Raw genomic sequence first — 10,092 nt, 5'->3', positions numbered from 1 at the left:
TCGGTGGCGCACGGCGCACATCCATGTGCGCCGCCCTACGGGTGTGCTTTTGTTCTCGCGAGTTACAAGCCTCGCGGCGCTGGATGAACTGCGCGAATTGCGGCCCCAAAGCGAAAGCCTCTTCCTACCTGTAGGAGCGGCGTCCTACTGGATTTCCTTTGGTCACAAGCCGCGACCGCGCCACTAAGACAACATCGCAACCTGCGCCAAGCCCGCAGCCCTGCCAGGACCATGCGAGCTTAAATCTCAAACAAGCGCTTCTAGATCGAAGCGCCAGCCAACGCATTCGCCGGCACCAGCACGATGCAATCCACCGGACACGCCGGAACGCACAACTCGCAGCCCGTGCACAACGGCTCGATCACCGTATGCATATGCTTCGCCGCGCCGATGATCGCATCGACCGGACACGCCTGAATGCACTTGGTGCAACCGATGCAATCGGCTTCGACGATCAAGGCCACCGGCGCGGCCTTGTGCTCGCCGCGACTACGGTCGTACGGCCGCGCCGGCACCCCGAGCAAGCGCGCCAACGCACGCGCGCCGGCGTCGCCGCCGGGCGGGCAATGATCGACACCGGCCTCGCCCCGCGCCATCGCCTCCGCGTACGGACGACAACCCGCGTAGCCGCACTGGCCGCATTGGGTTTGCGGCAGCAGGCGGTCGAGGCGTTCGGTCAGGTCCATAAAGGCAGAAGTGAGTTCATAGGAGTGAGGAGTGAGTAAGAGCGGGGAAACGGCAAGCGTGCTCGTGCTTCGGCTCTTACTCGTTTCTCACTCTTCCGCACTCGTTTCTCGCTTCACCGCACAGGCATGCCCGGCGCGGCGCCGTCGTCCGCGTCGAGCAGGGCCAGCGCGCCGGCGTCGAAACCGGCCGACAAAATCATGCCTTCGCTCAGGCCGAAGCGCATCTTGCGCGGGGCGAGGTTGGCGATGAACACGACCTTGCGGCCGACCAGTTTTTCCGGCTCGGCGTAGGAGCCGCGGATGCCGGAGAAGATCTGGCGCGTGCCCAGTTCGCCGGCGTCGAGTTCGAAACGCAGCAGCTTGTCGGAGCCTTCGACGAACTCGCAGGCCAGCACCTTGCCGATGCGCAGGTCGAGCTTGGCGAAATCGTCGATGCCGATCGTCGCCGCGGCGCCCGCTTCGGACTTCGCGGCCTCGGGCTTCGCGGCGGCCGGCGCGGCTTTCGCGGTTTCGGTCGCGACCACGGCGGTCGGTGCGGTCGGGGCGAGGGATTCTTTGCTGGCTTCGATCATGGCGTCGATGAGTTTGGTGTCGATACGGGTGAACAGCGGCGTGTAGGCGCCGATGGTGTGGGCGGTCAGCGGCGCGGCGAGATCGCCCCAATGCACGACCGGCGCGGCGAGGAAGATTTCGGCTTCCGAGGCGACCCGCGGCAGCACCGGCTTGAGCGCGGCGGCGAGCACGCGGAACAGATTCAGGCCCTGGGTACACACCGCCTGCAGTTGCGCCTCGCTGCCTTCTTCCTTGGCCAGCACCCACGGTTTGTGTTCGTCGATGTACTTGTTGGCCTCGTCGGCCAACGCCATGGTCATGCGCACCGCGGCCGCGGCTTCGTTGCGATCGTAGGCATCGGCGATCGGGCCGAGCTGGGCGACGAAACGCTCGTACATCGCCGCATCCGGCAATTGCGCGGCGAGCTGGCCGCCGAAGCGCTTCTCGATGAAACCGGCGCAGCGGCTGGCGAGGTTGACGAACTTGCCGACCACGTCGGAATTCACCCGCGCGACGAAGTCGGCGAGGTTGAGGTCGATGTCCTCGACGCCGCCGTTGGTCTTGGTGGCGAAGTAATAGCGCAGCGCTTCGGGGTCCAGGCCGACGTCGAGGTAGGTGCGGGCCTGGATGAAGGTGCCGCGAGCCTTGGACATTTTTTGTCCATCGACCATCAGGTAGCCGTTGACGTGCAGCTTGGTCGGCGCGCGGAAGCCGGCGCCGTGCAGCACCGCCGGCCAGAACAGGCCGTGGAAGGTGACGATGTCCTTGCCGATGAAGTGGTGCAGTTCGGCCTGGCTGTCGCGCGCGAGGTAGGACCAGAAGTCCAGGCCCTTACGCTCGGCCAGCGCCTGGAAGCTGCTGAGGTAACCGATCGGCGCATCCAGCCACACGTACAGGAACTTGCCCGGGTGGCCGGGAATCTCGAAGCCGAAGTAGGGCGCGTCGCGCGAGATGTCCCATGCGCGCAGGCCGCCTTCGACATTCAGCCATTCGTGCAGCTTGGCCTTGACACCCGGGGTGGCGACATCACCGGCCATCCATTCGCGCAGGAACGCGTCGAAGTGGCCGACTTCGAAGAAGAAGTGCTCCGACTCGCGCAGCTCCGGCGTGGCGCCGCTGACCACCGAACGCGGTTCCTTGAGTTCGGTCGGCGCGTAGGTCGCGCCGCAGTGTTCGCAGTTGTCGCCGTACTGGTCGGGCGTGCCGCAGTTCGGGCAGATGCCCTTGACGTATCGGTCGGGCAGGAACATGCCCTTGACCGGGTCGTACAACTGCGCGACCGAGCGCCGGCTGATGTGGCCGGCGTTGTCCAGGCGCGCGTAGAAGCCTTCGGTCAGGCCGCGGTTGCCGGCCGAGTGGGTCGAGTCGTAGTGATCGAAGGCCACGCCGAACGCGGCGAAGTCGCGCTCGTGGCTGACCTGGATCGCGGCGATGAAGGCTTCCGGGGTGACCCCTGCCTTTTCCGCGGCCAGCATGATCGGCGTGCCGTGGGTGTCGTCGGCGCAGATGTAATGGACCGTGTTCGCGCTCATGCGCTGCGCGCGGCACCAGATGTCGGCTTGCATGTAGCCGACCAGGTGGCCCAGATGCAGGTGACCGTTGGCGTAGGGCAGGGCGTTGGAGACGACGATTTCGCGAGACATGGGCGGGGTGGCCGTAGGTGGTCGTGAATTATGGCATGGGGCTGCGTGGGGGCTGGCGCAGGGGATGGGGGGCTTTGACGGGTTGGGCTGGGCTTTCGGCTTTGGCTTTGGATTTGGCTTCTGCTTCTGCTTCGGCTTGCGTTTGCTTTTGCTCGTCATTCCCGCGAACGCGGGAATCCAGGGCCTTTCGTGCGAGAACGTTTGAAGTCACTGGATTCCCGCGTTCGCGGGAATGACGAATCGGAAGTGGCGTGAGATTGGGATGCCCTTTAAAAGCAGAGCCCGGCCAACGCCAGAACAAACCTACCAAAACAAGAAACCCGGCCAAGGCCGGGTTTCCGTGTAGTCACACCGGACCGGCCTCGGTTATTCGTGACGCATCCAGGTCTGGGTGCGGCCGATCAGCGAGAAGCCCATGAAGCCGCGCACGTCGAGCTTCTTGCCGCTGTCGGTCGGGGTGACCTTGACCGAATAGACCTTGCCGGTGACCGGGTCGAGGATCTGGCCGCCGTCCCAGGTGTCGCCGTCCTTGCGGATGCCCCACAGGATGACCATGCCCTTGACCGGCTTGTTCTTGCGCTCGCCCGAGCACTTGTCGCACAGCGGGTTCGGGCCGCGCTCGGATTGCAGGATTTCGCTGACCCGGCCGGCGAGGCTGCCGTCCTTGGCTTCGTAGATTTCGACCACCGACTTCGGCTTGCCGGTCTTGTCGTCGATCGTGGTCCACGAGCCGACCGGCGTGGACTGGGCGAACGCCGCGGTCGGCAGCGCCAGCAACAGCAATGCAAGCAGTTTGATACGCATGTGTCCCCTCCCAGGGATAAGGCGTGATTCGGACCGCGCCGGCCGGGCCGGGTGGCGGTTGTGATCTTTATACCGCATCCGCCGGGGTATGGAAGTCGCGGCGCGATGGGCTCCGGGCAAAAAAGAAGCCCGGCTCGCGCCGGGCTCCGTGTGCTCGATGAACGGCTCAGTTGAAGTTGTATTCCAACTGCGCCGAGATCTCGCGGCCGATCGGGCTGTAGGCTCGATAGAAATACGGATACGCGTCGTAGCCGTCGTCGCTCGGGTGGAACTTGTTGAACACGTTGTTGACGAACACGGTGACCTTGGCCCGGTCGGTGATCTGCTTGCCGAGGTTCAGGTTCCACAGGAAGTACGGGGCGATGCGGCCGGTTTCCTGCCAATTCGGCAAGGTGCCGTAGCGGGTCATGAACACGGTCGCGTTCCAGGCGTCCTTCTGCCACGACACCGAGCCGCGCACGCGGCTGCGGAAGTCGAAGTTGCCCGGATCGTCGCGCCAGTTCTTTTCGACCGGATCGGTCGCCAGTAGCTGGCGTTCGCTCTTGAGCGTGTGGGTCCAGCCCAGTTCCATGCGGTAATCGCCGAAGCGTTCGGTGCTCAGGCGCCAGTTCATCGCAGCGTCCAGGCCGGTCACGTGCAGCAGCGACTGGTTGACCGGGCCGCTGCGGATGTTGGTCACGCGGTCGGTCAGTTCGCCCGGCGCGGCCACGCGGGTGACGCGGCTGGTGATCTCGCGGCAGAACGCCGAATCGGCAGCGAACTGGAACGGCTGGCGGGTGCGGGTCAGACCGGTGCGGCAGCCGCCCTCGTTGTCGAGGATGTAGGTGCTGCTGAGCGTGGTTACCGCGTCGTCGAGCTTGATGTCGTAGTAGTCCACCGACATCGACAGGCCGTCGGTGAGGTCCCAGACCAGGCCCGCGCCCCACGACTCGCCGGTTTCCTCGGTCAATCCCGGCTCGCCCTTGCTGGTGGCGAACATCGAGTAGTTGTAGACCGAGCCCGTGCACGACGCCGCCGGCAGGTTGGCGTTGAGGCAGCGGTAGGTGTCGAGCGGGGTGCTGAAGCTGCCGCTGCCTTCGTTGAACACGAAGTGCATGTCCGGCGCCTTGAAGCTGGTCGAGTAGTTGGCGCGGAACAGAAGGCTATCGAGCGGACGCCACTCCAGGCCGGCGCCCCAGGTCTTGGCGTCGTCGACCGCGGTGATGTCGTCGTACTTGTCGAAGCGGCCGGCCAGGCTGGCCTTCAACGACGGCAGGATCGGAATGCTGAACTCCAGGCCCGCGGCGTAGCGGTCGCGATCGCCGCCGCCGTTGGTGCCGGTCAGGCCGTAGGCCTCCATCACCGTCGGCAGGATCGCCGGCGGCGATTCCAGGTCGTAACCCTGCGAGGTGAAGTCCAGCACCGCGGCGAAGCTGAGCGGACCGGCCGGCAGGTCGAACAGTTCGCCCGACAGCGTCGCGCTGCCCTGGTTGACCCACGACTTGGACTGGTACTTGAGGATCGTCGACATCGACTGGTACTGCGCCGGCGTCAGCGGCGTGTACAGGCGATCGAGATTGATCCTGTAGCGCGGCGTGCCGGTGGTGTTCAGGCGCGGGCCGAAGAACCAGTCGGTGACCGCCGAGCCGTCCAGGCGCGGACGGGTGCGGTCGGCGCGGTATTCGGCGCGGCCGACGGTCACGTCCCAGTCGAAACGATCGCCGAGGGTGCCGCGCAGGCCGAAGGCCACGTCGAGCGATTTCTCGGTGAAGCGCTGGTACATCGCATCCAGGCCGCCCACTTCCGCCGGGGTGAAGATGCGCTGCATGTTCATGTTGGCGTTGAGGCCGGTGTCGAACCAGGTGGTGACCCGGCCGGTGCCGTCGATGTGCGGGCCGCTGATCGCCTCGGTGCCGCCGGACAACTTGGACTTGGAGTAGAAGCCCTGCAGGCTGGTCCAGGCCTCGATGCCGTTGGCGAAATCGTAGGTGGCGTACAGATAACCCGACCAGTCGCTGTTGCCGTTGGCGATGGTCTGGTAGCCCACGTCCTTCCACGAGCCGCAGCCCTGGCCGAGGTTGACCACGGCGCGGGTGCCGGCGGAGACCGAGCGGAAGTTGAAAGGCACCAGTTCGCCGCCGAAGCGGTCGCACACACCGGCCGGAGGCGCGATGTAGGAATTGGCCGCGCCGCCCGGGCGATTGAGGCGGATCGAGGCGCTGGGCTGGTTGACGCCGAGCTCGGGCACCGGGCGCGGGTTGTCGTCGGTGGAATCCATGAAGTCTCGCTGGAACGCGAACACCGGTTCGTCGGCGAAATACTCGAGCGCGTAGGTCACGCTCCAGTTGTCGCCGGAACGGCCGCCGACCCACTGCAGATTGCCGAAGTCGCCGCCGCCGGTGGTCGAGGTACCGCCGCGCAGGGTGATCTTGTCGCCGCTGAAGTCGGTCTTGAGCACTACATTGATCACGCCGGCCACGGCGTCGGAGCCGTAGATCGCCGAGGCGCCGCCGGACAGGATCTCGATCCGGTCGACCGCCGCCGAGGGGATGTTGCCGAAATTCTGGAAGTTGCTCTGGCCGTTGTACGGGAACGGGTAGTCCGCCGCGCGGCGGCCGTTGATCAGCAGCAGGGTGCGGCCCGGGCCCAGCCCGCGCAGGTTGACCGGGCTGCCGTTCGGGGTGAAGCCGCCGGCCGAGTTGAGTTCGTTCTGGGTCGTGCCGCCGTTCTGGGTCAGCGTGCTAAGCGCATCGAACACGGTGACGAAGCCTTCGCGCTGGATCTGCGCGGAGCTGATCACGGTGACCGGCGACGGCCCTTCGATCTGGGTGCGCTTGATGCGCGAGCCGGTGACCACGACGCCGCCGATGTCGGTGGTCTTCTTGTTGCTAGTGGACAACTCGTCGACCGAAGCCGGCGTCTGGGCGAACGCCGCCCCCGCGGCGCTGACGAAAATCGCGGCGACAAGCGCCCGCGACAGCCTGCTCGGGCGCAGGCCGCAGTGATGGTGTGGCATCGGTTTGGATCCCCTGGAAGCGTCGAAACGTGCGTGGCTGGGTTTCAGCCTGTTTGCCGACCCTGGCGGTTGATCATTCCTTTCGAGCTGGAACTTAACATGCAGTTAACCGGAATGTCATGCAAATCCAATCTGTTCGTGTTCCGACCCTGTCAACCGATTGTAGGTTATTGATTTTTATTGTTTAAATTTCGTATTTGGTGGTCTATTCACGTACTTTTATCGTCTATTAGACCTATTAAGCATGTTGTTCTGCGCCATAAATACGCCGTTTCGTCGGAAAGTTTGCCAATTTGAGATTGTATTTTGCGGCGGGCCGGTGCTCGCCCCGGGCGGCTCGTGTCGGCACTGGCGCGCGGTCGAATCAGCGGGGTCTCGACGACGTGAGCGCTGCGCGCGCTGCGTCGTAGCGAGCGGGTCGCCAAGCCGACGCGGGACGCGCGAACCGGCAGGCTTTACCATGTGGTCCGGCCGCTTCGCGGCGCGTTCCCCCCTATCAGAGCTTCCATGCGCAACCACCCCCCGCGCCCGGCCGGATCGCCGGCATGAGCGACAGCCTGCAAGCCGCGATCGCGGCGATTTTTCTTCCCGATACCGAACTGAGCCTGGCCGACAGCGAGGCGCGCGTGCGCGCCGGCGCGGCCGAGGGCCGGGTCGCGGTGTCGATCACCGCCGGTTACGCGCTCGAAGGCATGCGCGCCGCGCTCGAAGCGGCGATCGCCGCGGTGCTGGCGCCGCAGGGTCTGAGCCTGGCGAGCCTGGAACTCACCTCGCGGATCGTCTCGCACGCGGTGCAGCCGAAGCTGTCGCCGCTGCCGAACGTGCGCAACCTGATCGCGATCGGTTCGGGCAAGGGCGGCGTCGGCAAATCGACCACCGCGGTCAACCTGGCCCTGGCCCTGGCCGCCGACGGCGCCCGCGTCGGCGTGCTCGATGCCGACATCTACGGCCCCAGCGTGCCGATGATGCTCGGCCTGCATGGCCGCCCCGACAGCCCCGACGGCAAGAGCATCGAGCCGATGCGCGCGCACGGCATCGAGGCGATGTCGATCGGCCCGCTGGTCGAACAGGACACGCCGATGATCTGGCGCGGCCCGATGGCGACCTCGGCGCTGACCACCTTGCTCAACGACACCCAATGGAGCGAGCTGGACTACCTGATCGTCGACCTGCCGCCGGGCACCGGCGACATCCAGCTGACCCTGTCGCAGAAGATTCCGGTCGCCGGCGCGGTGATCGTGACCACGCCGCAGGACGTGGCCACGCTGGACGCGCGCAAGGCGCTGCGTATGTTCGAGAAGGTCGAGGTGCCGGTGCTGGGCCTGATCGAGAACATGGCCGTGCACGTGTGTTCGAACTGCGGCCACGCCGAGCATCTGTTCGGCGAAGGCGGCGGCGCGCGCATGGCCGCGCAGTACGGCGTGCCGCTGCTCGGCAGCCTGCCGCTGCAGATCGCGATCCGCGAGCAGGGCGACGCCGGCGTGCCGGTGGTCGTCGCCCAGCCCGATTCGGCCGCGGCCCGCGCCTACCGCGGCGCCGCGCGCCGGCTGGCCGTGCAACTGGCGCGGCGGCCGCGGGTCAGCCCGTCGATCTCGGCGTCGCTGCTGGGTTGACGCCGGCCGCTGGAAATCAGCGAGCGGACGCGGGCCGGATCGAAGCCCGCCGCCGCATCCACCTCTTACAATGCGCGGCTACGGCCGCTTACCACTGGAACACCGCATGAGCATCAAGTCCGACCGTTGGATCCGCCGCATGTCCGAGCAACCCGGCGGCATGATCGAGCCGTTCGAAGCCGGCCAGGTCAAGCACGCCGCCGACGGCCAGCGCATCGTCAGCTACGGTACCTCCAGCTACGGCTACGACGTGCGTTGCTCGCGCGAGTTCAAGGTGTTCACCAACATCAACTCGACCATCGTCGACCCGAAGCATTTCGATCCGGGCAGCTTCGTCGACATCGAGAACGACGTGTGCATCATCCCGCCGAACTCGTTCGCGCTGGCGCGCACGGTCGAATACTTCCGCATCCCGCGCGACGTGCTGGTGGTCTGCCTGGGCAAGAGCACCTACGCGCGCTGCGGCATCATCGTCAACGTGACCCCGCTGGAACCGGAGTGGGAAGGCCACGTGACCCTGGAATTCAGCAACACCACGCCGCTGCCGGCGCGCATCTACGCCAACGAAGGCGTGGCGCAGATGCTGTTCTTCCAGTCCGACGAAGTCTGCGAGACCTCGTACAAGGACCGCGGCGGCAAGTACCAGGGCCAGACCGGCGTGACCCTGCCGCGCACCTGATCGCGGCGCCGGGCCGATCGGCGGCGCCGCGGCCGGCAGGGCGCGGGTCGCCGCAGCGGGTGGTTCGATACCCCTGATGCGCCCGACCCGCGCGTTCGCGGACGAGCGGGTGCCTGCGCACGCGCAACGGTGTGCGATCGGCGTGGCCGGACTGATATCTTTTTGTGGGAATCTCCCATCGGTGCGTCGCGGCGGGGAGCCGCGCGCGTCGCCCTTTCGTGTACGGAGCAGGCATGGACCCGCAACAAAACCCTTATCAGACGCCGCAGTCGTCGTTGAACGAATTCCACTACAGCGGCGGCGACGACGAACTGGCCGATCGCGGCATTCGCCTGGTCGCGGCGTTGATTGACGCGGCGATCATGTTCGCGGTGATGGTGCCGATCATGCTGGTCGGCGGCTACCTCGATCAGATAATGCAGGCGTATCAGACGGGCGAGAGCAGCCTGGGCCTGCAATTCATGTGGGGCCTGATCGGAATCATCGTGTCGTTCCTGATCCAGGCCTATCCGCTCAATGCGAGCGGTCAGACCTGGGGCAAGAAGGTCATGAAGATCAAGATCGTCGACATGGACGGTCTGCAGCCGAGTCTGGCCGAGTTGCTGGGCAAGCGTTATGGATTCGCGCAGGGGATCGGGCTGATTCCTTGTCTGGGCGCGGTGGTGCAGTTGGTCGATGTGTTGATGATCTTTCGCGATGATCGGCGTTGCTTGCACGATCATGTTGCCGGCACCAAGGTGGTGGTGGCGCGTTGATTGGGTGATTGGGGTTGAGTGTTGGATGAGGACGCGTCGGTGCCGAGCATCGGCGCGTTTTCTTTTTTGGGGTGGTGTGGACGTGTCGCACGGCGGCGCGGTGCCGAGGGTTTGAATCGATTGTTTGATCAGGTGGCGCGGATTTTGCGGTTCTCGTCTTTGGGACGGTGGCTGCAAGGGCGCTCTCAGGCTGCAGGGGCACTCTCACGCGAAGAAGCCTCCTGCGGCGCAAGTCATCAAGCCTCAGCGGCTTTTGCTGTTCCCCCCTTTGGAAAAGCGGGGTAGGGGGGATTCGCTTTTACACGACCCCGCGCCCTGCGGTGCAGCCTTAGGCTTTGACGCTCTTAAAGCTCTTAAAGCTCTTA

General features: G+C 65.6%; 6 protein-coding genes and 1 pseudogene. 3 read left to right on the top strand and 4 right to left on the bottom strand.

The window, feature by feature from the left end; genetic code table 11:
* Window positions 1–260 precede the first annotated feature (260 nt).
* The 4 genes and pseudogenes from rnfB to ASD86_RS06555 all read right to left on the bottom strand — a co-directional run.
* Window positions 261–710 (bottom strand): annotated as a pseudogene (rnfB, locus tag ASD86_RS06575) (Rnf electron transport complex subunit RnfB); the annotation flags it as partial.
* An 89-nt stretch (window positions 711–799) separates the two neighbouring features.
* Window positions 800–2,881, bottom strand: coding sequence for a methionine--tRNA ligase (gene metG, locus ASD86_RS06570; protein ID WP_056108468.1), 2,082 nt, complete (start codon window positions 2,879–2,881; stop codon window positions 800–802).
* 366 nt (window positions 2,882–3,247) lie between these two features.
* A complete protein-coding gene (locus ASD86_RS06560; protein ID WP_056108460.1) occupies window positions 3,248–3,685 on the bottom strand; it encodes a DUF2147 domain-containing protein in 438 nt (145 codons plus the stop codon).
* Between the two features lie 166 nt (window positions 3,686–3,851).
* Window positions 3,852–6,680 (bottom strand): TonB-dependent receptor, encoded by a 2,829-nt coding sequence (locus ASD86_RS06555; protein ID WP_056108457.1) that lies wholly within the window; start codon window positions 6,678–6,680, stop codon window positions 3,852–3,854.
* Window positions 6,681–7,225: 545 nt separating this feature from the next.
* Here ASD86_RS06555 and apbC point away from each other — a divergent pair.
* The 3 genes from apbC to ASD86_RS06540 all read left to right on the top strand — a co-directional run bounded on the left by apbC (window position 7,226) and on the right by ASD86_RS06540 (window position 9,727).
* Window positions 7,226–8,293, top strand: a complete 1,068-nt coding sequence (gene apbC / locus ASD86_RS06550; protein WP_235567684.1) for an iron-sulfur cluster carrier protein ApbC — start codon at window positions 7,226–7,228, stop codon at window positions 8,291–8,293.
* A gap of 106 nt (window positions 8,294–8,399) precedes the next feature.
* Window positions 8,400–8,972 carry a dCTP deaminase gene (dcd, locus tag ASD86_RS06545; RefSeq protein WP_036115729.1) on the top strand — a complete coding sequence of 191 codons (573 nt, stop codon included), beginning with the start codon at window positions 8,400–8,402 and terminating at the stop codon, window positions 8,970–8,972.
* Window positions 8,973–9,205: 233 nt separating this feature from the next.
* The gene (locus ASD86_RS06540) at window positions 9,206–9,727 is read left to right on the top strand and encodes an RDD family protein (protein ID WP_056108454.1); all 522 of its coding nucleotides are present in this window, start codon (window positions 9,206–9,208) and stop codon (window positions 9,725–9,727) included.
* Window positions 9,728–10,092: the final 365 nt, after the last annotated feature.

This window comes from Lysobacter sp. Root690 (assembly GCF_001427785.1).
Lineage (GTDB): Bacteria > Pseudomonadota > Gammaproteobacteria > Xanthomonadales > Xanthomonadaceae > Lysobacter.
Note: the sequence above shows the minus strand (reverse complement) of the source record. Positions and strands in the feature narration are given on the sequence as shown.

Bases quoted from the DNA above. Each gene is read 5' to 3' on its own strand.
- metG (WP_056108468.1), bottom strand. From the start codon at position 2,881: ATGTCTCGCGAAATCGTCGTCTCCAACGCCCTGCCCTACGCCAACGGT.
- ASD86_RS06560 (WP_056108460.1), bottom strand. From the start codon at position 3,685: ATGCGTATCAAACTGCTTGCATTGCTGTTGCTGGCGCTGCCGACCGCG.
- ASD86_RS06555 (WP_056108457.1), bottom strand. From the start codon at position 6,680: ATGCCACACCATCACTGCGGCCTGCGCCCGAGCAGGCTGTCGCGGGCG.
- apbC (WP_235567684.1), top strand. From the start codon at position 7,226: ATGAGCGACAGCCTGCAAGCCGCGATCGCGGCGATTTTTCTTCCCGAT.
- dcd (WP_036115729.1), top strand. From the start codon at position 8,400: ATGAGCATCAAGTCCGACCGTTGGATCCGCCGCATGTCCGAGCAACCC.
- ASD86_RS06540 (WP_056108454.1), top strand. From the start codon at position 9,206: ATGGACCCGCAACAAAACCCTTATCAGACGCCGCAGTCGTCGTTGAAC.